At 72.1% G+C, this 24,467-nt stretch carries 23 protein-coding genes and 1 pseudogene; 5 read left to right on the top strand and 19 right to left on the bottom strand.

Going from position 1 to position 24,467, the window contains the following annotated elements; translation table 11 throughout:
• Positions 1–5 precede the first annotated feature (5 nt).
• Both ramS and lanKC read right to left on the bottom strand, forming a co-directional pair.
• On the bottom strand, positions 6–134 hold the full coding sequence (ramS, locus tag IE178_RS28135) for a mycelium formation morphogenetic lantipeptide SapB (RefSeq protein ID WP_006130296.1): 129 nt from the start codon (positions 132–134) through the stop codon (positions 6–8).
• Positions 135–174: 40 nt separating this feature from the next.
• Complete coding sequence (gene lanKC / locus IE178_RS28130; RefSeq protein WP_193514290.1) at positions 175–2,793, bottom strand: class III lanthionine synthetase LanKC; 2,619 nt, start codon at positions 2,791–2,793, stop codon at positions 175–177.
• Between the two features lie 141 nt (positions 2,794–2,934).
• Here lanKC and IE178_RS28125 point away from each other — a divergent pair.
• Positions 2,935–3,139, top strand: a pseudogene (locus IE178_RS28125) (ABC transporter ATP-binding protein); the annotation flags it as partial.
• A gap of 3 nt (positions 3,140–3,142) precedes the next feature.
• Here IE178_RS28125 and IE178_RS28120 read toward each other — a convergent pair.
• The 14 genes from IE178_RS28120 to IE178_RS28055 all read right to left on the bottom strand — a co-directional run bounded on the left by IE178_RS28120 (position 3,143) and on the right by IE178_RS28055 (position 18,135).
• Complete coding sequence (locus IE178_RS28120) at positions 3,143–3,514, bottom strand: group I truncated hemoglobin (protein ID WP_193514243.1); 372 nt, start codon at positions 3,512–3,514, stop codon at positions 3,143–3,145.
• A 164-nt stretch (positions 3,515–3,678) separates the two neighbouring features.
• Entirely contained in the window at positions 3,679–5,820 is a 2,142-nt protein-coding gene (locus IE178_RS28115; RefSeq protein ID WP_438874419.1) for a discoidin domain-containing protein, read from the bottom strand.
• Positions 5,821–6,007: 187 nt separating this feature from the next.
• Positions 6,008–7,594, bottom strand: coding sequence for a glycoside hydrolase family 13 protein (locus IE178_RS28110; protein WP_193514241.1), 1,587 nt, complete (start codon positions 7,592–7,594; stop codon positions 6,008–6,010).
• A gap of 36 nt (positions 7,595–7,630) precedes the next feature.
• Positions 7,631–8,497, bottom strand: coding sequence for a carbohydrate ABC transporter permease (locus tag IE178_RS28105; protein WP_193514240.1), 867 nt, complete (start codon positions 8,495–8,497; stop codon positions 7,631–7,633).
• Positions 8,494–9,444, bottom strand: a complete 951-nt coding sequence (locus IE178_RS28100) for a carbohydrate ABC transporter permease (protein ID WP_193514239.1) — start codon at positions 9,442–9,444, stop codon at positions 8,494–8,496. Before IE178_RS28100 ends, IE178_RS28105 begins: the two co-directional genes overlap by 4 nt.
• A 5-nt stretch (positions 9,445–9,449) precedes the next feature.
• Positions 9,450–10,793 (bottom strand): ABC transporter substrate-binding protein, encoded by a 1,344-nt coding sequence (locus IE178_RS28095; protein ID WP_193514238.1) that lies wholly within the window; start codon positions 10,791–10,793, stop codon positions 9,450–9,452.
• A 136-nt stretch (positions 10,794–10,929) separates the two neighbouring features.
• On the bottom strand, positions 10,930–11,928 hold the full coding sequence (locus IE178_RS28090) for a LacI family DNA-binding transcriptional regulator (RefSeq protein ID WP_193514237.1): 999 nt from the start codon (positions 11,926–11,928) through the stop codon (positions 10,930–10,932).
• A gap of 57 nt (positions 11,929–11,985) precedes the next feature.
• Complete coding sequence (locus tag IE178_RS28085) at positions 11,986–12,654, bottom strand: GntR family transcriptional regulator (protein WP_193514236.1); 669 nt, start codon at positions 12,652–12,654, stop codon at positions 11,986–11,988.
• The gene (locus tag IE178_RS28080) at positions 12,651–13,652 is read right to left on the bottom strand and encodes a proline racemase family protein (RefSeq protein WP_184763184.1); all 1,002 of its coding nucleotides are present in this window, start codon (positions 13,650–13,652) and stop codon (positions 12,651–12,653) included. Before IE178_RS28080 ends, IE178_RS28085 begins: the two co-directional genes overlap by 4 nt.
• A gap of 10 nt (positions 13,653–13,662) precedes the next feature.
• Positions 13,663–14,553, bottom strand: coding sequence for a dihydrodipicolinate synthase family protein (locus tag IE178_RS28075; protein ID WP_193514235.1), 891 nt, complete (start codon positions 14,551–14,553; stop codon positions 13,663–13,665).
• A complete protein-coding gene (locus tag IE178_RS28070; RefSeq protein ID WP_193514234.1) occupies positions 14,550–15,920 on the bottom strand; it encodes an FAD/NAD(P)-dependent oxidoreductase in 1,371 nt (456 codons plus the stop codon). The genes IE178_RS28075 and IE178_RS28070 overlap by 4 nt, the downstream gene beginning before the upstream one ends.
• Entirely contained in the window at positions 15,910–16,209 is a 300-nt protein-coding gene (locus IE178_RS28065; protein ID WP_184763181.1) for a (2Fe-2S)-binding protein, read from the bottom strand. Before IE178_RS28065 ends, IE178_RS28070 begins: the two co-directional genes overlap by 11 nt.
• Positions 16,206–17,411 carry an NAD(P)/FAD-dependent oxidoreductase gene (locus tag IE178_RS28060; protein WP_193514233.1) on the bottom strand — a complete coding sequence of 402 codons (1,206 nt, stop codon included), beginning with the start codon at positions 17,409–17,411 and terminating at the stop codon, positions 16,206–16,208. Before IE178_RS28060 ends, IE178_RS28065 begins: the two co-directional genes overlap by 4 nt.
• Before the next feature lie 64 nt (positions 17,412–17,475).
• Positions 17,476–18,135: an MmyB family transcriptional regulator gene (locus tag IE178_RS28055; protein WP_193514232.1), complete on the bottom strand. Its 660-nt coding sequence runs from the start codon at positions 18,133–18,135 to the stop codon at positions 17,476–17,478.
• 222 nt (positions 18,136–18,357) lie between these two features.
• Between IE178_RS28055 and IE178_RS28050 the strand changes: the two genes are divergently transcribed.
• The 3 genes from IE178_RS28050 to IE178_RS28040 all read left to right on the top strand — a co-directional run bounded on the left by IE178_RS28050 (position 18,358) and on the right by IE178_RS28040 (position 19,973).
• Positions 18,358–19,014 (top strand): helix-turn-helix domain-containing protein, encoded by a 657-nt coding sequence (locus tag IE178_RS28050; protein ID WP_184763178.1) that lies wholly within the window; start codon positions 18,358–18,360, stop codon positions 19,012–19,014.
• Positions 19,015–19,045: 31 nt separating this feature from the next.
• Positions 19,046–19,585, top strand: coding sequence for a toxin-antitoxin system, toxin component (locus IE178_RS28045; protein WP_193514289.1), 540 nt, complete (start codon positions 19,046–19,048; stop codon positions 19,583–19,585).
• Between the two features lie 151 nt (positions 19,586–19,736).
• Positions 19,737–19,973: a hypothetical protein gene (locus IE178_RS28040; RefSeq protein ID WP_193514231.1), complete on the top strand. Its 237-nt coding sequence runs from the start codon at positions 19,737–19,739 to the stop codon at positions 19,971–19,973.
• Positions 19,974–20,029: 56 nt separating this feature from the next.
• Here IE178_RS28040 and IE178_RS28035 read toward each other — a convergent pair whose 3' ends face one another.
• Entirely contained in the window at positions 20,030–20,707 is a 678-nt protein-coding gene (locus IE178_RS28035; RefSeq protein WP_193514230.1) for a 4'-phosphopantetheinyl transferase family protein, read from the bottom strand.
• Complete coding sequence (locus tag IE178_RS28030; RefSeq protein ID WP_438874418.1) at positions 20,704–21,564, bottom strand: metallophosphoesterase family protein; 861 nt, start codon at positions 21,562–21,564, stop codon at positions 20,704–20,706. Before IE178_RS28030 ends, IE178_RS28035 begins: the two co-directional genes overlap by 4 nt.
• A 232-nt stretch (positions 21,565–21,796) precedes the next feature.
• On the opposite strand from IE178_RS28030, the gene IE178_RS28025 reads away from it, so the two are divergent.
• Positions 21,797–22,930: an ATP-grasp domain-containing protein gene (locus IE178_RS28025; RefSeq protein WP_193514228.1), complete on the top strand. Its 1,134-nt coding sequence runs from the start codon at positions 21,797–21,799 to the stop codon at positions 22,928–22,930.
• 180 nt (positions 22,931–23,110) lie between these two features.
• Here IE178_RS28025 and IE178_RS28020 read toward each other — a convergent pair whose 3' ends face one another.
• Complete coding sequence (locus tag IE178_RS28020; protein WP_193514227.1) at positions 23,111–24,448, bottom strand: 6-phospho-beta-glucosidase; 1,338 nt, start codon at positions 24,446–24,448, stop codon at positions 23,111–23,113.
• Between the last annotated feature and the right edge of the window lie 19 nt (positions 24,449–24,467).

The following is a 24,467-nucleotide window of genomic DNA, read 5'->3' as shown; positions in this document are numbered from 1 at the left end:
CGGTGTCAGTTACAGGTGGTGACGCTCAGGCTGCTGTCACCGCAGAGCAGCAGGCTCGCGCGGCTGCCGGTCTCGACGTCCCCCATGGCCTCTTCCTTGGGGGTCTCCATCGACTGCAGGTCGAACAGGTTCATGACATTTTCCCTTCGTGGGACAACGGGTTGTCTTCTTTCCTCACGACCCCTGGAGGGGCCGGGTCATGGGGCCGCCCGGCGTGCGCGGCGGCGGTAGGAACGGCAGCCCGGCGGGCGCGGAACCGTGGGCGCAGGCGACGGCCAGCAGGCATCCTGCCGTGCCCGTGGAAAGGTCCATGGACAGGCGCATCATCTGCTCACCGGGGAAGGCGAGCCGGTCGCGGTAGCTCATGGCGTGCCAGGACAGCGCGTCGAGCTGACGCCGGACGGCCCCCGGGCCGGTGCCGGGTACCCGGGCCGTCGTGCGGGCGAGGTACAGCACCATCCCGGACACACCCCGGTACAGGCCCGGCTGGGCGTAGAACATGGCCTGCGCCGCGGCCACGATCTCGCCTCTCGCCCGCTCGAACTCCTCGTCCTCCCGGTGCGCCAGGTAGTCGTCGAGCACCATGCCGATGCCCACGCTGCCCGCACCCAGGTAGGGCATGGTGCGCCAGCCCTCGTCGACCTGCAGCGCGCCGCCCGCCCCGCGGACGCAGCGGGCGAGGTCCTGGCGCAGCGCGTCGCGTGCGAGGTCGAGCAGAGCGGGGTCCCGGTCGCGTTCGTACAGCCGCAGGAAGAGCAGGGCGCGTCCCGCCGCGCCGTACAGCAGCCCCGCGCGTCCGCGGCCGGTGCTCCCGTCCCCGGCGGGCCCGCCCCGAGCGGTCAGCTCGGCGCAGCGCCGGGCCGCCGCGCGCAGAGCGGTCTCCCCGGTGGCCGCGGCCAGCGAGTCCAGGGCCAGGCCCAGTCCGGCGGTACCGCTGTGCAGGTCCGGGGCCAGGTGGTCGAAGGGCTGGTCGAGGAGCAGCTCGGCGAGGTCGAGGGCGCGATCGCGGTGGCCGAGGTACTCCAGTGTCCAGGCGAGGCCGGCGAGTCCGTCGTGGAAGCCGGACGGCATGCCCGACGGCGGTTGCTTGGTCCGCTCCAGCAGCCACTGCTCCCCGTCCTCGTCCCTTCCCGCCCCGCTCTCGGCCAGGGCGTACAGCACTCCCGCCGCGCCGTGGCCGAAGGCCAGGCCGCCACCGGCCGTGGCGAACTGCGCGATGTCGCCGGGGAAGAGCCGATCGGTACGGGACGGTGTCGCCGACGCGCGGATGGCGGCGGCCATCGAGTCCCGGCTGCGGGGCCAGTCGTCGGGCCGGACCGGCACCATCGGCTCGGCCGTCCGTCGCGCCGCCGGGGCGCCGGTGGGGGCCGTGGCGCCACCCGTGATCTCGTCGACCGCCGCGTCCAGGAAGGCCCGGTCCACCGGGAACTGACCGGCCACCACATCGGCGAGATGGGCCGCCTTGCGCCGGTCCAGTGCCAGCAGACTGGTGAGCGGGAGGAACAGCGCGAGCCGCAGACAGGCCAGCGCGTACCGGTCCACCGCGACCCCCCGCCGGTCGGACGGCGCCACGAACCCCGGGTTGGCGACGGTCTGCCGGCCGGCTTCGCCGACCTGGTGCGCCGCCTCGAAATCCAGCAGGACGACGCTGTCGTCCTCGCGGATCATGATGTTGAACAGGTGCAGGTCGTTGAAGACCACGCCCCGGGCGTGGACCTCCTCGACGGCACGTTCCACCCGCGCGTGGACGTCGAGGGCCCAGGCCGTGTACTCGGCCAGCCGCTGCTCACCGGGGTCGGCCTCGATGAGTGGGTGGCGGCGGGCGAAGAACGTGTTGAGCGGTTTGCCGTCGACGTACTCCAGCACCAGGAAGTGGTGCTCCCCGACCGTCAGGTGATCGAGCACCTCGGGAGTGCAGTCGAGGCCGGACAGACGCTGCAGCGCCCGGCGTTCGCGGTGCAGCCGGGTCACGGCGTCCGCGCCGTCGGCCGCCAGACCGGCGTGCGGACGGGCCTCCTTGAGGACGACCCGCTCCCCGGTGCGGGAGTCGCGGGCGAGGTAGACACCGCCGCCGTTGGAGAAGTGCAGCGCCGACTCGACGGTATAGGGCAGGCCGCCCACGGTCAGCGCGTCCCGGGCCCGAAGGTGCGGGCGCAGGAAGGCGGGCGGATCCACCCAGTCCGGCACGCGGAAGACGGGGCCGCGCAGGTCGGGCACCAGCACGCCGTCGGGACCGGTCACGGCCGGCCGCAGCTCCCCCTGCTCGTCGTAGCAGTTGCGCCGGGTGAAGCCGCCGTACCGGACGTGCACCGGGCCGTCGCCGAGCCGTAGGTCGCTCAGGATGTACGGTCCGGGTTCGCCCGCCAGCAGCTCCGACAGCTCGCCCGCGAGCCGTTCGAACCGCGCCTCGTCCGCCGGGTACACGGTGATGAACTTGCCGCTGCCCGCCCGGTCCGCGTACTTGGCGTTGCGCTGGTGCAGCAGATAGCGGCTGGGGACGAACTTGAAGGCCGTGCCGCCGGCGACACAGTGCCGCCACACACGCTCGAGCACGGACTCGGCGTTGTCCAGACAGGCGGAGACGTGGATCTTCCACCCCTGGTCGGGCAGGTCGGCGTCGACCGGACGCAGGGCGAGCCAGTCCCCGCTCTCGTTGCGCTGCCATCCCGGCGGGACGGGCAACGAGGCCGCGGCGTACCGGGAGCGCCCGCTTCCGGCCGGGGAGACGGTGCGGTGCGGAGCGTCGTAGAAGTACGGGTCCGCGTCGCAGTACACGGCATAGCCCTTGTTCACGCCGTCTCCCTCCCACCGGTTGCCGACGGGCACGACGGTGTCACGCGGCGTACCGTCCCGCACAGTCACCACTGTCATCACTCCGACGTGCGGAACGCACAGGTAACTTCGCGGGAGGCCGACCGGGAGCGGGCCCGCTTCGAGGAGGCGGTGTACCTGGGCGAGCGGGTGATCGTGCTGTCGGCCTCGCCCACCGTGGTGCGGGAGCAGCCGAAGGTCGATCTGCCCGTCGAGCGGGACCGGTTGAGCACGCGTGGCGCCGCGCTTCGCCGAGCTGCGGACCCATGTGTACGAGCGGATCCAGTCGGCGAAGCGCGGGACGACGGCCTCGGTGGACGAGACGTGAGGGTCAGGCGGTGACGATGTCCTGCTTGAGCGGCAGCAGGGTTTCCGCGACGATGCCGATGGTCTCCTCGTCCACTCCCGCTTCGCCGAGCGAGGCGGCCAGGTGTTCCACCACGCGGCCGAAGGCGGCGTCCGTGATCGCCAGGTGCTCGTGGGCCTTGCGCATGGAGCGGCCGGAGTAGGGGCGGGTGGACCCGAGGGCCTGGCCGATGAAGCGGCGCTGGTGCTGCTTGAGGCGGTCCAGGTCCACCCCGGCGAAGTACGGCTTGAGGTCGGGGTCGCCGAGCACCTTGTCGTAGAAGATGTCGACGACGGCCGCGACGGCGTCCTCCCCTCCGAGTTGCTCGAAGAGGCTCTGCTGCGTGGTGTCGGTCATACCGAACAGCGTGGGGCCCCCGTCTTGCCGGTTCGTGAGGGGGCCGTTTCCGAGGTGTCAGAACCACCTCCGGCGCGGCCGGGACGGCGGGGAACGTTTCGTAACCGGGACCTCACACGCCGAGTGGCCGTCTGAAACGCCGCGCCGGAGGGGCCTGGAGGGGATCAGCTCGTCAGGTAGGCCTCCACCTCGCCGAACTGGGCGGCCGGCCAGCCGGTGTTTCCGGTGACGTGCAGCCGCAGGTGGCGGATGTTCCCGTTGACCGCAATGGTCACCGTGTTGCCGGTGGCCGGGTCGAAGCGGTAGTCCTTCGGGGCGGCCAGGGTCGAGTACGCCGAGCCGTCGGTGCTGCCCTGTACGGACAGGGTCTGCGTGCGGGCCTGCCACGCGGCCTGCGGCGGCAGCTTCAGCACCACCCGGCGCACGGCCTGCGTGGAGCCCAGGTCGACCGTCAGGGACTGCGGGAAGGCCTGGTTGGCCGACTCCCAGTAGGTGTTCGCGTCGCCGTCGACCGCCTTGCCGGGTGTGTAGACGTCCTGGGAGCCGGTGGCCGTGGCCGTGCGGCCCTGGGCGAGGTTGCGGTCCGGGTCGGGGTCGGGGTCGCCCTGGCCGGGCTGCGGCCAGGTCGAGCAGTCCGACCAGGTGCTGTTCCAGCCGGAGTTGCCGCCGCCGTCGGTGACGGTGAAGGTGCCGAAGCCGGACGGGTACGGGCAGTTGTAGACGCCGGCCGATCCGACGCCGGTGGCGGTGACACCGCGGAAGGTGGCGGCGCCCTGGGTCTCGGCCTGCACCACGACCGTGCCCACCCTGTTCACGGTGGCGCCGTCGACGGTGACGTTCTTCGCGGCGTATCCGCGTCCGCCGCCGGAGACGAACTCGAAGGCGCTGTACGGGCTGTCGGTGATGGTCGTGCCGGTGATCCTGACCTGTGCCTCGATGGCACTGTCGTAGGAGTCGACGCGCAGGGCGCCCATGGGGTGGTTCCAGTTGGGGTTCATGGCACCGGTGCGGACCAGGGTGTTGCCGTCGACCGTGATGGTGCCGGCCAGCGGGTGGAAGGGGTCGAGGAACTTCTGGTTGGAGATCGCGATACCGCTGCCGAGGGCGTTGGTGTCGGTGACCAGGTTGTTCCTGACGGTGATGTCGGTGCCGCCGTAGATCGCGATGCCGTTGGCGAGGTTCGGCTGCGAGATGGTGTTGTTCTCGAAGCTGCTGTTGGTGTTCGGCGCGTACAGCGACCACATGGCGAGCGCGTCGTCGCCCTGGTTGCGCAGGAAGTTGTTGCGGACCTTCACGCCGCGCGCGTTGCCGTTGAGGTTGAGGCCGTCGGCCGTCATGTCCAGGAAGCGGTTGTCCTCGACGACGAGGTTGTCGTTGGTGCCGGTCAGCCAGAGGCCCACCTTGAGGTGCTGGAGCCACATGCCGGAGACGGACGAGTTCGGGCCGAGCGAGCCGTTGACGAAGTTGTCCGGGCTGGAGTCGACGCGTTCGGTGACCTCGCCGATGACCGCGAAGTCCTTGATGCGGACGTTGCCCGAGGAGCTCGGCTGGTCGATGAAGCGGGAGGTGCGCACGATCGAGTGCCAGTGACCGGCGCCCTGGAGGGTGACGTTCTGTACGCCGTTGAGGGAGGAGGTGAGCCGGTACTCGCCCGGCGGTATCCACACCACTCCACCCTGCGCCGCGGCGATGGCCTCCCGGAACGCCTGCGTGGAGTCGCCCCGGCCGCTCGGGTCGGCGCCCTTGTCGGTCACGGAGACGGAACCGGCGGGTCGCGCGGCGGGCCCGGCCACCTGCTCGAAGTCGGCGACGTCGACGGTGACCTGGACGCCGGTGGCCTGGAGGGCGACCTTGTCACCGGCCTGGACGTCACGGCCGAGCAGCAGCCGGGAGTTGGCGTAGAAGTGGTGGGTCCTGGCGCCCGGGATCCAGCCGGTGTCGACATAGGAGTACTTGGACGTCACCGGCAGGGTCTTGGCCAGTCTCTGGCCGTTGACGTACACGTCGAGCGTGCCGGACTGGCCGTCGGGGACGCTGTGGGCGACGTTCACGGCGTTGGCCGCGCGCGGCACCGTGAACTCCACGCGCTGGCCCGCGTTCAGGCGTATCGCCTGGCGGCCGGAGGCCTCGGAGGCGAGGGTGCCCTGGGTGTGGTCGGGGCCGATCCTCGACCCGGTGGTGGTGGCGGACTCGGCCTCGACCGAGGTGAAGGGGAGGGTGGCGCCCGCCGCGGCGTGGGCGGGCGCGGGCGCGAGGGCGACGAGCAGGCCGGCGGCCACGGCGACGGCCGTACCGATGGCTGGCATGCTCCTGACAGTGAATCCCTTGGTCGCGGACGTACTCATGTGCTGATCCCTTCGTGGTGGGGGTGCGGGACGAGCGGGGTGCGGGTCGCGGGCACGCAGCCGAATCGCGGTGGCAGACGCTCAGCCGCACCGCGGTGTCGGACGCGTAACCGCACCGCGGTGTCAGACGCGTAACCGCACCGCGGTGTCAGACGCGTAGCCAGACCGCGGTGTCCTTCGGCAGCCGTCCGTCGACGTCCAGGGGACCGCTCGCGAGGAGGATCTCGGCGTTCTCGGGCAGGGCGACCGGGGTGTCTGCGAGGTTCACCAGGCAGCGCGTGGCCTCGGCGCGGGCGAAGGCGAGGACGCCTTCGGGGGCGGGGAGCCACGTGAGCGGTCCCTCTCCGAACGCGGGGCGCAGGCGGATCGCCCGGCGGTAGAGGGAGAGCATGGAGCCGGGATCGTCGAGCTGGCGGTCGACCGCGTAGGCCGCCCAGTCCTCGGGCTGCGGCAGCCACGGCGTCTCCCGCGAGCCGAATCCGGCGTACGGCGCCTCGGCCACCCAGGGAAGCGGCACCCGGCAGCCGTCGCGTCCCGGGTCGACGCCGCCCGACCGGGCGTGCATCGGGTCCTGGATCAGCTCGCGCGCCACCTCCACCTCGGGCAGCCCCAGCTCCTCCCCCTGATAGACGTAGACGGCGCCTGGCAGGGCGAGGGACAGCAGGGCGGCGGCGCGGGCCCGGCGGGTACCGAGGGCCAGGTCGGTGGGGGTGCCGAAGGCCTTGGCGGCGAAGTCGAACCCGGTGTCGGCACGGCCGTAGCGGGTGACCGTGCGGGTCACGTCGTGGTTGCAGAGCACCCAGGTGGCGGGGGCGCCCACCGGGGCGTGCTCGGCCAGTGTCTCGTCGATGGAGGTGCGCAGCCGGGCCGCGTCCCAGGGGCAGGTCATGAAGGAGAAGTTGAACGCGGTGTGCAGTTCGTCGGGGCGGAGGTAGCGGGCGAAGCGTTCGGTGTCCGGGAGCCAGACCTCGCCGACGAAGACGGCCCCGTACTCCTCGGCGATGGCCCGCCAGGCGCGGTAGACGTCGTGGAGTTCGTCGCGGTCGACGTAGGGGTGCGGGTCGCGGCCCTCGGCGAAGTCCGGCAGCCGGGGGTCCTTCGCCAGCAGCGCGGCGGAGTCGATGCGCACACCCGCCACGCCCCGCTCGAACCAGAAGCGCAGGATGTCCTCGTGTTCCTGGCGGACGGCGGGGTGGGCCCAGTTGAGGTCCGGCTGCTCCGGGGCGAACAGGTGGAGGTACCAGTCGCCGTCGTCCAGCCGGGTCCAGGCGGGGCCGCCGAACTCCGACCGCCAGTCGTTCGGGGGGAGTTCGCCGTGCTCGCCGCGGCCCGGGCGGAAGTGGAACAGGTCGCGCTCGGGGCCGCCGGCGAGGGCGGCGCGGAACCAGGGGTGCTGGTCGGAGACATGATTGGGCACGATGTCGACGATCGTGCGGATGCCCAGCTCGCGTGCCTCGGCGATGAGTTTCTCCGCCTCGGCGAGCGTGCCGAAGGCCGGGTCGATCGTCCGGTAGTCGGCGACGTCGTAGCCGCCGTCCTTCATCGGGGACAGGTACCAGGGGTTGAACCACAGGGCGTCCACGCCCAGTTCGGCGAGATGGTGCAGCTTGGCGCGGACGCCCGCGAGGTCGCCGGTGCCGTCGCCGTCACCGTCGGCGAAACTGCGGACGTACACCTGGTAGATGACGGCGGAGCGCCACCAGTCGTCGCTTCGGGCAGGGGTGGGCTGTCCCACGGTGCGTGCCTTTCTCTTCTGTGAAGGGTGCCGGTGTCAGCCCTTGGTGCTGCCCGCGCTGATCCCGGCGATGATGTGCCGCTGGAAGACGAGGAACAGCGCGACCATGGGGATGCTGGCGATCACCATCGCGGCGATGAGCACGGTCAGCTGGATGTTCTGCGACAGTTGCACGAGGGCCACGCTGATCGGCTGTTTGTCGGTGTCGGAGAAGACCATCAGCGGCCACAGGAAGTCCTGCCACACGGCGACCAGCGCGAAGATCGACACCACGCCGAGCACCGGCCGCGACATGGGCAGCACGATGGACCACAGGGTGCGCAGCTTCCCCGCGCCGTCCATCTCGGCGGCCTCCAGGACGTCCCTGGGCAGTTGGTCGAAGAAGCGCTTGAGCAGATAGAGGTTGAAGGCGTTGGCGACGGCGGGCAGCCAGATGGCGAGCGGATCGTTGAGGAGTCCGAGGTCCGCCACGGTCAGGTACTTGGGTACGACCAGGGCCTGGGCCGGGACCATCAGGGTGGCGAGGATGCCGCCGAGGATCAGCTTGCCGAACGCGGGCCGGAGCCTGGACAGGGCGTAGGCGGCGGCCGTGCAGAACACCAGCTGGAACAGCCAGGCGCCGGCCGCCTGCACCACCGTGTTCCACAGGTGGGTGGGCAGCCGCATCAGCTCCCAGGCGTCGGTGTACCCGCTGGTGCTCCAGCTCTCCGGGACGAGGGTGGGCGGGGTGCGCGCCACCTCGTCCGGTGACTTCATCGCGCCGCTCGCCATCCAGTAGACGGGGAAGAGGAAGGCGAGCGCGAACAGCACGACGATGCCGGTGAACACGGTCCAGTACGCGGCTCTGCCGCGCGGGCGGGCCAGCACCGCCGGGGAGACGAGGGTGCGGGTGGTGCTGCTCATACGGCCTCCTCTCCGGAGCGGGTGAAGCGGAGGTAGACGGCGGAGAACAGGCCGAGCAGGGCGAGGAGCATCACGCTCAGCGCGCAGGCGCCGCCGAAGTCGTTGTAGAGGAAGGCGTACTTGTAGATGAGGTAGAGGACGGTGACCGTGGAGTTCTCGGGTCCGCCACCGGTGATCACGAAGGGTTCGGTGAACACCTGCATGGTGGCGATGATCTGCAGGAGCATCAGCATCAGGATGACGAACCTGGTCTGCGGGATCGTCACATGGCGGACGCGCTGGAGCAGGGTCGCGCCGTCCAGTTCGGCGGCCTCGTACAGCTCGCCGGGGATGGACTGCAGGGCGGCCAGGTAGATGAGGACGGTGCCGCCCATGTTGGCCCAGGTGGCGACGATGACGAGGGAGACCAGGGCGGTGTCGGCGCCGTTGGTCCAGTTCGACGTGGGCAGGTGGAGCAGGCGCAGCGCCTCGTTGGCGAGGCCGGCGCCCGGATCGTAGAACCACTTCCACAGCAGGGCGCTGACCACGGGCGGGATCATCACCGGCAGGTAGACCACGACCCGGAAGAAGGCCTTGGCGTGCCTCAGTTCGTTGAGGACGAGGGCCAGTACGAAGGGGATCGCGAAGCCGATCAGCAGGGCGAGCAGGGTGAAGGTGAGCGTGTTGCGCCAGGCGGCGCCGAACTCGGGGTCGTCGAGGACGCGGGTGAAGTTGGCGGTGCCGACCCATTCGGCCTCCGAACCCGGCGTGTACTCCTGGAAGGCGATCACGACCGCCCGGATCGCCGGGTACCAGGAGAACAGCGCGAAGCAGACGAGGCCGCCGGCGAGGAAGCCGTAGGCGCGCAGATGGTCGGCGAGGCGGCGCCGTCTCCGGTCCCCTGCCGGGGACGGCGCCGGCACCGGGCGGACCCGCGGGGCCGCGGCCGGTCGTTCGGCCGTCTTCATGCCGGTCAGCTCCGGGCCAGGATGCCGTCGATCTTGCCGGAGGCGTCCTTCAGCAGCCGGTCGATGTCCGCGTCCTCCTTGGTGAGGACGGCGGAGACGACCCCGTCGAGGACGGAGTAGAGCTGCTGGGCACTGGGCGGCTCGATCTTCATCTCCAGCTGCTGGTTGCCGTCGAGGAAGGCCCGGTAGTTCTCCACCGGGATGTTGGCGTTGGCCTTCTTGACCTGCTGGTCCTTCTCGTCGGCGGCGCCGGTGAACAGGCGGGGCTCGGGCAGGCCGACCGGGGCGTCGTTCCTCTTGGCGCGGGCGTAGTCGCCGAGGAAGCCGTCACCGGGGGTGAGGAACATGTGGTCGAGCCACTTCAGGCCGGCGCGGATCTGCTCGGGTGAGGCGTTCTTGTTGAACATGTAGCCGTCGCCGCCGATGAGGGTGGCCCTGCCGCCGGGCATGGGGACGATGGCGATGTCCCGGTACTCGGCGCCCTTCTCCTTGACCAGGATCGGGATGTTGTCGGGGGCGGCGAGGTACATGCCGAGCTTGCCGGCGCCCATCATCTGCTGGGCGTCGTTGATGACGAGCAGCTGCTTGCTGCCCATCGACTCGTCCTTCCACCGCATGTCGTGGAGGGTCCGCAGCACGGCGCGGCCCTCGGGGGTGTCGACGGTGGCCTTCTCGCCGTCGGGGCTCACCACGTCGCCGCCCTGGGAGTACAGCTCGGCGGTGAAGTGCCAGCCGCCCTGGTTCTGGGCGCTGTAGTCGGCGTAGCCGACGGTGCCGTCGCCGAGGGCGGCGATCTTCTTGGCGGCGTCACGGACCTCGGCCCAGGTGGTGGGCGGTCGGTCCGGGTCGAGGCCGGCCTTCTCGAAGAGCGCCCTGTTGTAGATCAGGCCCATGGAGTAGCCGGTGCGCGGGATGCCGTAGACCTTGCCGTCGGCGGTGTAGATGTCGCGCAGTTGCCGCTGGATGGTGTCGTAGCTCTTCAACTCCTTGACGTACGGAGTGAGATCGGCGGCCTGGTTGATGTCGACGACGTGCCCGGCGTCGGTGAAGTAGGTGTAGAAGACGTCCTCCATCTGCCCGCCGGCGAGTTTGGCGTCGAACGTCTTGGGGTCCTGGCAGGGGAACGCGTCGTGCGGGACGACGTCGATGTCCGGGTTCTTCTTCTCGAAGGCGGCGATGTCCTCCTCGAAGAACTGGCGGTCGACCTTGGCGCTCTTGGGCGGCATGCAGTTGACCGTGATGCGGGTCTTGCCGCCGGCGGCTTCGTCGTCGTCCGAGCCGCAGGCGGTGAGCGCGAGCGCGCCGACGCCCAGGGCGACCAGAGAACGGCGGATCCCGGTGCTTCTCATCGGTGGACCCCTTAAGGGACAGGAGCGAGTGAACCCCTCGGAACAGGAGCGGTGGGCGGGGCACACTCAAGCACCGACGACATCGGTCCGCAAGATGTCGCGCAGAATTTGCAATTATCCGACAGTCGGGCGGATCTCAGGAACGGGGTGCTTGAGCGGTCGACCCCCGTACCACCAGCTCGGGCTCGAACAGAAGCTCCTCGGCGGCTACCGCACTGCCGCTGATCTGCGCGTTCAGCAGTTCCACCACCGCCTTGCCCATGGCCTCGATGGGCTGCCGGACGGTGGTGAGCGGGGGCTCGGTGCAGTTCATCAGCGCCGAGTCGTCGTAACCGACGACGGAGATCTGCCCCGGCACGTCGAGTCCCTTGCGGCGGGCGGCCCGTACGACACCGAGGGCGAGGGGGTCGCTGGCGCAGATGAAGCCGGTGACGCCCCGCTCGATGAGCCGGGAGGCGGCGGCGTGACCTCCCTCGATGGAGAACATGGCGCGGGCGACGTGCTCCTCGGGGACCTCCCCCGCGACCGCGCGCGCGGCGGCCAGTTTGCGCGCCGAGGGCATGTGGTCGCCGGGGCCGAGCACCAGCCCGATCCGCTCGTGCCCGAGCGAGGCGAGATGCCGCCAGGCCTGCTCCACGGCCACGGCGTCGTCGCACGACACGGCCGGGAAACCGAGGTGTTCTATCGCGGCGTTGACGAGGACGACGGGGATGTTGCGCTCGGCGAGCCGCCGGTAGTGGTCGTGGGGCGCGTCGGCCTGGGCGTACAGCCCACCGGCGAACACGACCCCGGACACCTGCTGCTGGAGCAGCAGGTCCACGTAGTCCGCCTCGGACACGCCGCCCCGGGTCTGGGTGCACAGCACCGGCGTCAGCCCGAGCTGGGCCAGCGCGCCGCCGATGACCTCGGCGAAGGCGGGGAAGATCGGGTTCTGCAGCTCGGGCAGGACCAGGCCGACCAGCCGGGCGCGCTCACCACGCAGCTGGGTGGGCCGCTCGTAGCCGAGCACGTCCAGGGCGGAGAGCACAGCCTGCCGGGTGGCCGCGGAGACCCCCGGCTTGCCGTTGAGCACCCGGCTGACCGTGGCCTCGCTGACCCCGACCTTCTTCGCCACCACAGCAAGTCGTCGCGTCATGAACGCAAGAATAGCGCAAGAACCGCAAGCCGCTTGCGTTGCTACGCAAACGCGCTGTCAAGGTGCCGCCCAGAGCCCCCGGACATGCCCGAGGTGGCGGGTCATCACGGCACGCACGGCCTCCGTGTCCCGGGCGAGCAGCGCGTCGAGTATCTCCAGATGCTCCTCGGCCGACGCCTCCAGCCGCCCCTGCTCCACCAGCGCGGTCAGCCCGTACAGCCGTGCGCGCCGCCGCAGGTCCCGCACGACCTCGACGAGGTGCCCGTTGCCGGCGAGTGCCAGCAGCCCCAGATGGAAGCGCTGGTCGGCCTCGATGTACGCGATGAGGTCGCCGGCCGCGGCGGCGGTGACGATCTCCTCGGCGACCGGGCGCAGCGCCTGGAGCGCCACCGGGTCCACGGTGCCGGCCAGTTCCGCCGTCGTCGGGATCTCGATCAGCGAGCGGATGTGGGTGTACTCGTCGAGCTGCCGGTCGGAGACGGCGGTGACCCGGAACCCCTTGTTGGGCACCGTGTCGACCAGCCCTTCCCTGGCGAGGTCGAGCATGGCCTCGCGCACGGGGGTGGCGGAGACACCGAAGCGGGTGGCGAGCCCGGGGGCCGAGTACACCTCGCCCGGGCGCAGTTCCCCGGCGATCAGCGCGGCCCGCAGGGCGTCCGCGACCCGCTCGCGGTAGCTGGGCTTGCGACCGCCGAGGGACCGCAGGGCGGGACGGTTCGCGTTCACAGGACGAACCCCGCCGGGAACGGGTCCCGCGGGTCCAGCAGGTACTGCGCGGTGCCGGTGATCCAGGCGCGCCCGGTGAAGCTGGGCAGCACGGCCGGGCGGCCCGCCACCTCGGTGGTGCCGAGCAGCCGGCCGGTGAACCGGGTGCCGATGAAGGACTCGTTCACGAACTCGGTGTGCAGCGGGAGTTCGCCGCGCGCGTGCAGCTGCGCCATGCGGGCGCTGGTGCCCGTGCCGCAGGGCGAGCGGTCGAACCAGCCGGGGTGGATCGCCATGGCGTGCCGTGAGTGACGGGCGGTCGAGCCGGGCGCGGCCAGGTAGACGTGGTGACAGCCCCGGATGGTCGGATCCTCGGGGTGGACGGGCTCGCCGGCGGCGTTGACGGCGTCCATCAGCGCCAGGGCCGCGGTGAGGATCTCGTCCTTGCGGGCCCGGTCGAAGGGCAGGCCGAGCCGGTCCAGCGGCAGGACGGCGTAGAAGTTGCCGCCGAAGGTGAGGTCGTAGGTGACCGTGCGTCCGTCGGGCAGGGTGGCCTCCCGGTCGAGGGCGACGGCGAAGGACGGGACGTTGCGCAGGGTCACCGCCGTGGCTGCCCCGTCCTCGACCGCGACCTCGGCGACGACGACCCCGGCGGGGGTGTCCAGGCGGATGGTGGTGACCGGTTCGACGACCTCGACCATGCCGGTCTCGACCAGCACCGTCGCGACGCCGATCGTGCCGTGCCCGCACATGGGCAGGTAACCGGAGACCTCGATGTAGACCACGCCCCAGTCGCAGTCGGGGCGGGTCGGTGGCTGGAGGATCGCGCCGCTCATCGCGGAGTGGCCGCGCGGCTCGTTCATCAGCAACCGCTTGACGTCGTCGCGGTGTTCACGGAAGTACAGGCGCCGCTCGTTCATGGTCGCGCCGGGGATGGTGCCGATGCCGCCGGTGATCACGCGGGTGGGCATGCCCTCGGTGTGCGAGTCGACGGCGTGCAGGACGAGCTTGCTGCGCATGACCGCCCCCCTACGCCAGTCCGGCCGCTACGGCCTTCTCGGTGGCCGCGCGGACGGCCGCCTCCTGCTCGGGCTCCAGCGGTACCCGCGGTGGACGGCAGGGGCCGCCGTACCGGCCGACGAGGTCCATGGACAGCTTGATCGCCTGGACGAACTCCACGCGTGAGTCCCAGCGCAGCAGCGGATGCACCTGCCGGTACAGCGGCAGCGCCGTGGCGAGGTCGCCGCCGACGGCGGCGCGGTAGAGCTCCGCGCAGGACCGGGGCAGCGCGTTCGGGTAGCCGGCCACCCAGCCCTTGGCGCCGGCCACGGCGAGTTCCAGCAGGACGTCGTCCGCGCCGATCAACAGGTCGAGTTCGGGGGCGAGTTCGGCGATCCGGTAGGCCCGCCGGACGTCCCCGGAGAACTCCTTGACCGCGTGGACGTGCCCCTCGCCGTACAGCCGGGCGAGCAGTTCCGGCACCAGATCGACCTTGGTGTCGATGGGGTTGTTGTAGGCGACGACCGGCAGTCCGGCGGCGGCGACCTCGGCGTAGTGGGCGACGACGGAGCGCTCGTCGGCACGGTAGGCGTTGGGCGGCAGCAGCATCACGGCCCGGCAGCCGGCCTCGGCCGCGTGCTCGGTCCAGCGGCGGGCCTCGGCGGACCCGTAGGCGGCGACACCGGGCATCACGCGTTCCCCGCCGATCGCGGCGACGGCCGTCTCGACGACCTTGGCGCGCTCCTCGGGGGTGAGCACCTGGTACTCGCCGAGGGAGCCGTTCGGTACGACGCCGTCACAGCCGTTCGCCACCAGCCAGGCGCAGTGTTCGGCGTAGCGGTCGTGGTTCACGGAGAGGTCGTCGTTCAGCGGCAGGGCGGTGGCGACGAGGAGGCCGCGCCAGGGACGGTGGTCGGTCATGAGTGTCCTTCCTCGGTGTGCTGTTCGGCGAGTACACCCAGCGGCACGGGGCGTGCGAACGGCCGCCGGGAAGGGGTGGGTCCACAGCCGGCGAGCCCCGCGACGGCCGGCCCGCACATCCGGCCCTGGCACCAGCCCATGCCGGCCCGGGTGAGCAGCTTGACCGTCCGGGCGTCCCCGGCGCCGAGCGTGAGGGCCTCGCGGACCGCGCCCGCCGTGACCTCCTCGCAGCGGCAGACCACGGTGTCATCGGTGACCCGGTCGGTCCAGCGGGCGGGCGGGGCGTAGACGGCGTCGAGGGCCGCCGCGGACCTGCGCATACGGGCGCGGGCCCGGGCGGCGGGCGCCCACTGACCCGGATCCGGTGCGGTCCCGCGCAGCCGGGCGGCGATCGAGCGGCCGGCGATGTGTCCTTCGGCGAGGGCGAGCGCCGCACCGCCGACGCCGGTGGCCTCGCCCGCGGCCCACACGCCGGGTACGTCCGTGCGCTGCTCCCCGTCGACGGCCACGGTGAGTCCGTCGAGTCGGCAGCCGAGGCCCTCGGCGAGGTCGGTGTGCGGAAGCATGCCGTGCCCCACCGCGAGCGTGTCGCACGGCAGGTGGCGTTCGGTGCCGGGCCGGACGCGGCCGTGCGCGTCGAGTGCGGCGACGGTGACACCGGTCAGCCGGTCGTCACCGTGGGCGCGGACCACGGTGTGGCGGGCGAGGAACGGTACGCGGTGGCGCAGCAGCCGGGCCGCGTAGCCGGCGCCCTCGGGGAACTTGCCGGCCAGTGACCGGACGTGCCGCGGCAGGCGCCCGGGGCCCGCGGACTCCACCAGCGCGGCGACCTGTACGCCGGCCGCGGCGAGCCCGGTCGCCACCGGCAGCAGCAGCGGCCCGGTCCCGGCGACCACGGCGGTCGGGCCCGGTACGACGAGGCCGCCCTTGAGCATGGCCTGCGCACCGCCCGCGGTGACGACGCCGGGGAGGGTCCAGCCGGGGAAGGGCAGTACGGTCTCGTATCCGCCGGTTGCCAGGAGCACGGCGGTGGCGTGCACCTCGGCGGGCTCCTCCTCGTCCGGTCCGAGCAGCGCGTGCACGGTGAGACCGTCGGACGTCCGCTCCACGCACCACACATGATGTTCCGCCAGGAGTCGGACGGAGCTCGCGGCGAGCCCGTCCCGCAGCCGGATCCAGGTGCGCCACTGGTGGTGCAGGGCCTCGGGGCGTCGCGCACGCAGCCCTGCCGCGGGCTGCCGGTGGAACTGCCCGCCCGGTTCCGGCGCCGCGTCGACGAGGGCGACCCGTACGCCACGTGCGGCCGCCGCGAGGGACGCGGCGAGGCCGGCCGGCCCCGCCCCGATCACCGCGAGGTCAGTCCGCATGGCCGGTCCCCTCCTGGGTGCGGATCACGTCGCCCGGCCGCGCGGGGACCAGACAGGCCCGTTGGTTGGGGCGGCCGTTCACGGTGACCAGGCAGTCGAAGCACACCCCGATCCCGCAGAACACCCCTCGGGGACGTCCGCCGCCCCGGGTGGAACGCCAGGCGGTGATGCCGGCCGCCCACAGCACGGCGGCGACCGTCCGGCCGGGCAGCGCCTCGATCCGCCGCCCGTCGAACGTGACCGTGAACGCGGGGCCGGGTCGCGCCCCGGCACGCTCCAGCGGATTCACTGCTCGGCCTCCTCTGCTTCGGCGGACGGAGCGCCCGTGCGGCGGGTCAGGTCGGCGGCCCGCGGGGGAAAACGGTCGGGACGGAAGGGCGTGAGGTCCAGGGCGGCAGTCCGTCCGGTCAGTGACTGGGCGATCAGCAGCCCGGTGCCGGTGGCCAGGCCGATGCCCGCGCCCTCGTGACCGCACGCGTGGTACAGGCCGGGCGCCCGGGGGTCGGGCCCGATGGCGGGGAGGTGGTCGGGCAGGTACGGCCGGAAGCCCATGTACGTCCGCATGGCCCGGACGCCCGCCAGGAAGGGGAACAGGCGTGTCGCGCCCGCCGCCAGTGCCCGCACCGCCGGGAGCGACAGCGACCGGTCGAAGCCGACCCGTTCCCGGCTGGCGCCGATCAGTACCGGTCCTGCGGTCGTACCCTCCACCACCGGCGAGGTCTGCAGCGCCGCCGAGTCGCTGGCGACGTCGGCCACGTAGTCGGCGGCGTACACCTTGTGCCGGATGCGGGGCGGCAGCGGCTCGGTGACCAGGACGAAGCCGCGTCTGGGGAGGACGGGCAGGGACACTCCGGCGCGCGCGGCGAGTTCGCCGCCCCAGGTACCGGCCGCGTTGACGACCGCCGGGGCGTGGAGGTCGCCGCGGTCCGTGCGCACACCGCACACCGCGCCGTCGGGGGCGCGCAGCACCCGGGTCGCCTCACGGCCGGTGAGCAGCCGGGCGCCGGAGGCGCGCAGAAGGTGGGCCGCCGCGAGGGCGGGCATCACCTGGGCGTCCTGCGGGTAGTGCACACCGCCCGCGAGGCCGGGCGCCAGGTGCGGCTCGAGATCGCGCAGCCGGTCGGCGGGCACGGGTTCGGCCGTCACCCCGGCCGCCCGCTGAGCGGCCGCGAACTCCCGCAGCCCGGACGCGGTTTCCGGTGTTCCGGCGACGACCAGGCCGCCCTTGGCCTCGTACTCGACCGGCTTGCCGAGGTCCTGGGCCACCTCCGCCCACAACCGGTTCGACAGCAGGGCGAGTTCGAGTTCGGGTCCGGGCGCCTTGTCGGATACCAGGAGGTTTCCCTCGCCCGCGCCGGTCGTCCCGCCGGCCACCGGGCCCCGGTCCACGACGGTCACGGCGAGGCCCTCCCGGGCCGCGTACAGGGCGCAGGCGGCGCCCACCATCCCGGCGCCCACTACCACGACATCGCAGGTCAGCGGCTCGCTCACGCCAGTACTATGTCACACAGCACCTGCGCTGGGAACAGGGCGGACGATGCCTGCGGGGACCGGTTCAGTCGGCGGCGGGGACCACTCTCAGGTGGGAGGCCGCACGGCGCGCCCTGCGGGCCCCGGTCGGGACACGGGGTGCCTCGCGCAGGACCAGGGTCAGCCGGACACAGTCCATGTCCCGGAGGGTTCCGGTGGTCTCGACGACGATGCGGCAGTCCGTGGCGCCCCAGCGCGGGTCGGGGTGCAGCAGCGGCCGTACGGCGCCGTCGTGTTCGGCGGCCTGCTCACCGACGGCACGCAGCCAGTGCGGCAGTCCGTGCCGGTAGGCGGCCTCCATGATCGGATCCTGGGCGATGTCGCGGCGGATGGCCTGCAGCCCGTGGTCGTGGCCGTGCCGCTCGACGGTCTTGGCGAAGTGGGCCAGCATCGGCAGGCACCAACTCGACTCGTGGTCGCCGAGCACCGTGGCGGCGTCCGGGTGGAAGAGGACGAACCGCAGGAAGTTGTCGACGGGCAGGGCGGTGGGGTGCGGCTCGACATCCTGGAAAAGTGTCCGGAAAGCACTGTTCGTGAGCCGCACGTCCCAGCAGTGGTCGACCACCAGGGAGGGGAAGGGGGCCGCCTCCAGGAGCGCGGCGTAGTCCTGCAGATAGGCCTGGGCCTCGGGAGTCTCGGGGGCGGGCCGCGGTGCCGGCCGCTGCCCTCCTGCCTGATATGCCATCGGGAGGTCACCCCTCTTGCCTGTGCGGCCCTGACGCGGCGCCCCGATCCTGCTGCCCGGACGTGAGGCGTGTCAACTATCGTGGCATTTCATGTCGGTTGACGGCTGAAATTGGCCACAGTTGTGGCGAGACCTGGATGTGAGTTCGAACCACGGCTAGTCTCCGTGAAGTTCACGGCAATCGCTTGTGAGAAGCCTGTGAGAGACGTAGGAGATCTTTCGGTGACGGGTGGCTTCGAGGGTCCGGGCACCGCGCCGACGACCGCGCTGCCGGCCGTCGTCGCCCGCGTCACCGCACTCGCCGACCGGCTCGGCGTGGCGCACTCCGAGGTCTTCGACGTCGGCCGGCTGTCCGTCGCCTCCGGTGTGCCGGAATCCGTGGTCAAGGCGCTGCTGAGCGGCCGGTCCGCGGGGGAGCCCGATGTGCAGGCCCGGTTCGTGCAGCGGCTGGACCTGCTGCGCCGCACCCGGCTGAAGCCCAACGGCCGCAAGTACACGCAGCAGGAGATCGCCGACGGCGCGGGCATGTCCCGGCAGCAGGCCGGTGCCCTGATCAACGGCGACCGGCGGCCCACGATGGAGCACTGCGACGCCATCCAGCGGTTCTTCCGGGTACACGCCGGTTTCCTGACCGCCGAGGACCCCGAGGCGCTCGCGAGCGTGCTCCAGCACACCGAGCAGGAACTGCTGCAGAAGCTCGCCGACCGGGAGCGGCGGGCGGCTGCGGAGGCCGACGACCCGTTGGAGCGGCTGCTGCAGGACCACGGTGTGCGCGGGATCGCCTGGCGGGCCGCGCAGCTGCCCACCGACCAGCACCGCGACAAGGTCGCGGAGTGGCTGGACATGCTCCTGGAGAGTGTCCAGCGGCCCAAGTCGTGACCTGGGGAGAACTGTGGGCATCGGTAGGGAAATGCGCCGCCTGTGCGCCGAGTTGCTCGCGGAGCTGACGCTTCCCGTCCCGGCACGGCCCGCCGATCTGTACGCCGCCCTGTGCGAGGGGATGAGCAGGCGCCGCGGGCGGCCCGTGCGGTTCCGTACGGCCGTCTTCCCGCCGGGGACCGCGAGCGGGCTGTGGCTCGACATGGCGGACCAGGACCTCGTGGTGATCGAGGAGCGCACCGCGCCCGACCACCAGTTGGTGATCCTGGGCCATGAGCTGTGGCACATGAAGGCCGGCCACCGCGGTCACCACGTCGAGGGTGCCGAGGTCGCGACGCGGCTCCTGGACGAGGCCCCCGACGAGGACGCCTTGCGGGCGACCGTCCTGAGGGTCGCCGCGCGCACCCGGTTCGACCTCGCCGAGGAGAAGGAGGCCGAGGCCTTCGGCCTGCTGCTGGCCAGCAAGTGCCGGACGAGGCTCGCCGGTTCGTCGTTGCGCGGACCGGTGCAGCGGGACCACCTCGCGGGCCGGATCGGGGCGTCGCTGGGATACCTGGGTCCGCGGGGCTGAGCGGGCGCGCCCCGGCGCGCGAGCCCCTCCGCGCGGGCGAACCGGGCCGCGTCGCGGCCCGGTTGTCAGTGGCGGACGGCAAGCTGGAGGTACGCCCCCTCCAGTGCGGGGGCGCAGGACCCATGACGACGACACGGGGAGATGCCGAGCGATGCCCACCGCCGTACTGACCGACCGCGAGCGCACCGCCGTCCAGGCCTATCTACGACTGCTGTACACCGTGCGCGCCACCTTCGACACCCAGCCCGCCCCGCCGGACGCGCCCAGGCACGCGATCGTCCCGCCCTCCGTACTCGCCGAGGCGGAAGCGGCGCTGGCCCGAGCGGGCCTGGCGGGCAACGAGGAGGCGTTCTTCCGCATGCTGCGCGACTGGCACCCCGAGCCGTAGCGGGCAGGCGTCCCGTGGCGGCGCGGCAAGAGCCGCTGCCACGGGACGCCCCCGGTTCAGATGTGCGGGACCGCGATCGCCGTGGCGATCAGGTTTCCCCCGGTGGTCCAGCGGCCGGTGAAGTGGTCGACGACGCGGCCACCCACCCGGGGTCCGGGGACCAGGAGGGTGGCGCGGAAGCCGCCGTGGGTGTCCGCACCGGGGTCGAGGGAGAAGGAGATGTCGGCCTCCAGGAAGTCCAGCCACTTCCCGGTGAGCGGGAACCAGGCCTTGTAGACGGCCTCCTTGGCGCTGAACAGCAGCCGGTCCCAGTGCACGGCGGGCAGTTCCCCGGTCAGCCGTCCGACCCGCGCCGCTTCCTCCGGCAGCGCCACGCTGGACAGCACGCCCTCGGGCAGCGGCCCGTGGATCTCGGCGTCGATACCGAGGGACGCCAGGTCACCCGCGCGGACCAGGGCCGCGGCGCAGTAACCCTGGCAGTGGGTCATGCTGCCGGCCAGCCCTTCCGGCCAGATGGGGGCACCGCGTTCACCGGGCAGCACGGGCTGCGCCGGCACGCCGAGCTTCTCCATGGCACGGCGCGCGCAGGAGCGCACGGCGGTGAACTCCCGGCGGCGTTTGAGGACGGCCCGCGCCACCAGCGCCTCCTCCTCGGGATACAGGGGAGCGTCGACGCCCTCGTCGCCGTAGGCCTCCACGGCGACCACCGTCTGCGGCAGCAGTTCCTCGATCATCGGCCCTCGTCCTCCCTCGGCACGATCCGGCGCAGCCGCCCCGGCGGTTGTGCCCGCTTGCGCCACTCGCGCGGATAGCCCACCGACACCTCCTCGAAGCGGACACCGTCCTGCCACGTGGTCCTGGGGATGTGCAGGTGGCCGTAGACCATGGTGTGGACGGGGAATCTCCGGTGCCAGTCGTCGGTCAGCATGGTGCCGCACCACATGGCGAACTCGGGGTACCACAGCACGTCCGTCGGATGGCGGTGCAGCGGATAGTGGTTGACGAGGACGAGCGGCAGACCCTCCGGTACCTCGGCGAGCCGGCGTTCGGTCTCGGCGACCCGGGCCCGGCACCAGGCCTCCCGGCTCGGGTACGGATCGGGGTGCAGCAGATGCTCGTCGGTGCAGACGACACCGGTGCCGTGCGCGTACTCCAGTCCCTGGTCCTTGGTGGCGCAGCCGGACGGCAGGAAGGAGTAGTCGTACAGCAGGAACAGCGGTGCGACGACCACCGGGCCGCCGGGCCCCTCCCAGACCGGGTAGGGGTCCTCGGGTGTGATCACCCCGAGTTCGCGGCACTGTTCGACGAGATGGTCGTAGCGGGCGACGCCGCGCAACGTGACCGCGTCGCTCGGATGGGTCCACAGCTCGTGGTTGCCCGGCACCCAGACGACCTTGGCGAACCGGCCGGCGAGGGTCTTGAGGACCCAGCGGATGTCCTCCACGGTCTCCGCGACGTCACCGGCCACCAGCAGCCAGTCCTCGTCCGACTCGGGCCGCATCTGTTCGACCAGGGCACGGTTCTCGGCGTAACCGATGTGCAGGTCGCTGATGGCCCACAGCTGCCCGCCGCCGCCTGTCCCCGACATCACCCGTCGTCCCTTCAGCCGTCACGAACGGCACCACGAGATCACATTCGTGCCGCCGGGACAAGCACGACCCGGCGTATGCCCGTGGTATCAGGAGCTGTCGCGGAAGCCGTATGATCTGCCGCACCACCGCCATGAAACGCCCTTCGCACAGGGCGGTTTGGCGACCCCTCATAAGTCCTGCCCGGGCAACGGGCCGCTGAGCCCTGCCCGCGAACCGTGAAAGGCGGCCTGCATGGTCTCTCGCGTACGCGTCTGGCTCAACCGCACGTACGCGGAGAACGTGTTCTTCATGGATCAGCTGCGGAGAAATCCCAGCGACCGGGCCGTCGAGATCCATGCCACCCACGGCGACCCCGACTCGCCCGTGCTGGCCGCCGCCGACACCGCCGAGCTGGAACCCGAGGGCCTGTCCCCCGCGGCGTACGTCGAGTACGCGCTCGCCCAGTGCGAGCGGCGGGGCATCGACGTGTTCGTCCCCCGGCTGCACCAGGCGGCGATCGTCGCGCACCGCGCCGAGTTCGAGGCCGTCGGTACGGCGCTGCTGGCGCCGCCTCCCGAGGCGGTGGCCGTGTTCCACGACAAGGTGATCGCCTACGAGGCGGTCCAGGCGATCGGGGTGCCCGTGCCGCCGTGGTGGCGGGTGCGCGACGCGGACGGGCTCCTCGCGGCCGTCGAGGCGTTGGAGGCGCGGGGTCACCGGGCCTGCTTCAAGCCCGCGTCCGGAGCGGGCGGCGTGGGCTTCCGCGTGATCACGCGCGCCCCGTACTCACTCGCGCAGCTGAGCGGCTTCCCGAACCCCCATGTGCCGCTCGGCCTGGTGCTGGACGCCGTACGGCAGGCCGATGAGCCGGTGGACTGGCTGGTGATGCCGCGTCTTGAGCAGCCCGAGGTGTCGGTGGACTGCCTCACCGGGCCCGACAACCGGATCCGGCTGGCGGTGGGGCGCACCAAGAACGGCCGGCGCAGGGGCTTCACCCTGCACGAGCAGTGGCTGGAGCCGGCCCGGCGGATCGCGGAGGGCTTCGGGCTGCACCACCTGTCCAACATCCAGTTCCGGATGCTCGGCGAGCGGCCCATGCTGATGGACGTCAACACCCGGCCGGCGGGCGGGCTGCACCAGCTGTCGCTGTGCGGTGTGAACGCCCCGTGGGCCGCCGTGCGGCTGGCGCTCGGCGAGGACCCCGGCGAGATGACGCCGCCGTTCCTGGGCCAGGACTACACGGTGGTGTCCGGTCCGCGTCCGCTGCTGCCCGTGCCGTCGCCGCAACTGCGCGCCGATGTGCTCGCGGCCGCGCCCGCGCTGGGTGCCGTACCGGCTCCTGCGGCGCCCGTGGAGCCGAGGACGGCGACCGGAGCACGCTCGTAGGAATTTTTTTCCGGGAAATCTCCGCCGGGGGTGTATCAGGGGCCCGGCTGCGTGCTCTTAACGGTGAAGGCGACTTGGGGAAGCCGCCGGGGGGGGAAGCACGGGGGAACGGGGGGAGCTCGGGTCGGTCGGCCGCTGTCACGGGGGGCGACCGGCCGACCCGAAGCCGGTTCCGGCCGGCTATCCGAGGTAGGCGAGGCCGGGGTGGACGGCGGTGTAGCCGTCGACGAGACGCCGGGCCACGTTCACGGAGTCCACCAACGGATGCAGGGCGAACGCCTTGACGGCTGTCGCACGGGAGCCCGAGTGGGCGGCGGCCAGCACCTCGCGCTCGACGGCCTTGACGGCGCAGACCAGACCGGTGGCGTGATCGGGCAGCGGGTCCACGGACACGGGGTGCGCGCCGTTGGCGTCCACGAGGCAGGGCACCTCGATCACGGCGTCCCCGTCCAGCGGGGAAAGCGTGCCGCGGTTGCGGACGTTGAGGATCAGGGTGGTGCGTTCGTCGCGGGCGATGGCCCGCATCAGGGCGAGGGCCACCTTCTCGTAGCCGCCGGACAGATCGTCGGCCTCACGTTCCCCCGCGCCCGCCGCTTCCCGGTTCTCGGCCATGTAGGTGGCCTCGCGCTCGGCACGGGTGCGCTCCCACAGGTCCAGGGCGGCGGCGCCGGGGTCGCTCGCCCCGGCGTAGAACCGGGCCTGCTGGTCGTGCAGGAAGGCGCCCCTCGTCCGCTCCGCCCGCTGGTAGGCGCCCACCGCCTCGCGGTTGAAGTAGTAGTAGTGCAGGTACTCGTTGGGGATCGCGCCCAGCGACCGGAGCCAGTCGGCGCCGAAGAGCCGGCCCTCCTCGAAGGAGCCGAGCAGCGCGGGGTCGTCGAGCAGGCGCGGGAGCTCGTCGCGGCCATCGACCCGCAGACCGCGCACCCAGCCGAGGTGGTTGAGGCCGACGTAGTCGATCCACGCCTCCCGCGGGCGCGCGCCGAGCACCCGGGCGATACGGCGGCCCAGGCCGACCGGTGAGTCGCAGATGCCGATGACGCGGTCGCCGAGGTGGCGGGACATGGCCTCGGTGACCAGGCCGGCGGGGTTGGTGAAGTTGATGACCCAGGCGTGGGGGGCGAGTCGGGCCACCCGGCGGGCGATGTCGACGGCGACGGGGACGGTGCGCAGACCGTAGGCGATGCCGCCCGCGCCGACCGTCTCCTGGCCCAGCACGCCCTCGGCGAGGGCGACCCGTTCGTCGTTCGCCCTGCCTTCCAGGCCGCCGACGCGGATCGCGGAGAAGACGAAGTCGGCGCCGCGCAGCGCCTCGTCGAGGTCGGTGGTGGCGGTCACCTCGGGGGCGTCGGGCACGCCGTCGGCCTGCTCGGCGAGGACGCGGGTGATCGCGCGCAGCCGGCCGGCGTCCACGTCGTGCAGGACGACCCGGGTCACCCGTCCCTCGGCGTGGTCGGCGAGCAGCGCCCCGTGGACCAGCGGCACGCGGAATCCTCCGCCGCCCAGAATCGTCAGCCTCACAACCGCACCCTTCCCACCA

The organism is Streptomyces griseoloalbus, assembly GCA_014650015.1.
In the GTDB taxonomy this organism is placed as follows: Bacteria; Actinomycetota; Actinomycetes; order Streptomycetales; family Streptomycetaceae; genus Streptomyces; species Streptomyces griseoloalbus.
This window is presented reverse-complemented; position numbering and strand designations above follow the sequence as displayed.

Excerpts from the sequence above, each read along its gene's own strand:
- IE178_RS28035 (WP_193514230.1), bottom strand. The coding sequence starts at position 20,707 with ATGATCGAGGAACTGCTGCCGCAGACGGTGGTCGCCGTGGAGGCCTAC.
- IE178_RS28070 (WP_193514234.1), bottom strand. The coding sequence starts at position 15,920 with ATGCGGACTGACCTCGCGGTGATCGGGGCGGGGCCGGCCGGCCTCGCC.
- IE178_RS28095 (WP_193514238.1), bottom strand. The coding sequence starts at position 10,793 with ATGAGAAGCACCGGGATCCGCCGTTCTCTGGTCGCCCTGGGCGTCGGC.
- IE178_RS28090 (WP_193514237.1), bottom strand. The coding sequence starts at position 11,928 with ATGACGCGACGACTTGCTGTGGTGGCGAAGAAGGTCGGGGTCAGCGAG.
- IE178_RS28040 (WP_193514231.1), top strand. The coding sequence starts at position 19,737 with ATGCCCACCGCCGTACTGACCGACCGCGAGCGCACCGCCGTCCAGGCC.
- IE178_RS28075 (WP_193514235.1), bottom strand. The coding sequence starts at position 14,553 with ATGACCGACCACCGTCCCTGGCGCGGCCTCCTCGTCGCCACCGCCCTG.
- IE178_RS28045 (WP_193514289.1), top strand. The coding sequence starts at position 19,046 with ATGCGCCGCCTGTGCGCCGAGTTGCTCGCGGAGCTGACGCTTCCCGTC.
- IE178_RS28105 (WP_193514240.1), bottom strand. The coding sequence starts at position 8,497 with ATGAGCAGCACCACCCGCACCCTCGTCTCCCCGGCGGTGCTGGCCCGC.
- IE178_RS28055 (WP_193514232.1), bottom strand. The coding sequence starts at position 18,135 with ATGGCATATCAGGCAGGAGGGCAGCGGCCGGCACCGCGGCCCGCCCCC.
- IE178_RS28080 (WP_184763184.1), bottom strand. The coding sequence starts at position 13,652 with ATGCGCAGCAAGCTCGTCCTGCACGCCGTCGACTCGCACACCGAGGGC.
- IE178_RS28115 (WP_438874419.1), bottom strand. The coding sequence starts at position 5,820 with ATGCCAGCCATCGGTACGGCCGTCGCCGTGGCCGCCGGCCTGCTCGTC.
- IE178_RS28025 (WP_193514228.1), top strand. The coding sequence starts at position 21,797 with ATGGTCTCTCGCGTACGCGTCTGGCTCAACCGCACGTACGCGGAGAAC.
- IE178_RS28120 (WP_193514243.1), bottom strand. The coding sequence starts at position 3,514 with ATGACCGACACCACGCAGCAGAGCCTCTTCGAGCAACTCGGAGGGGAG.
- IE178_RS28100 (WP_193514239.1), bottom strand. The coding sequence starts at position 9,444 with ATGAAGACGGCCGAACGACCGGCCGCGGCCCCGCGGGTCCGCCCGGTG.
- ramS (WP_006130296.1), bottom strand. The coding sequence starts at position 134 with ATGAACCTGTTCGACCTGCAGTCGATGGAGACCCCCAAGGAAGAGGCC.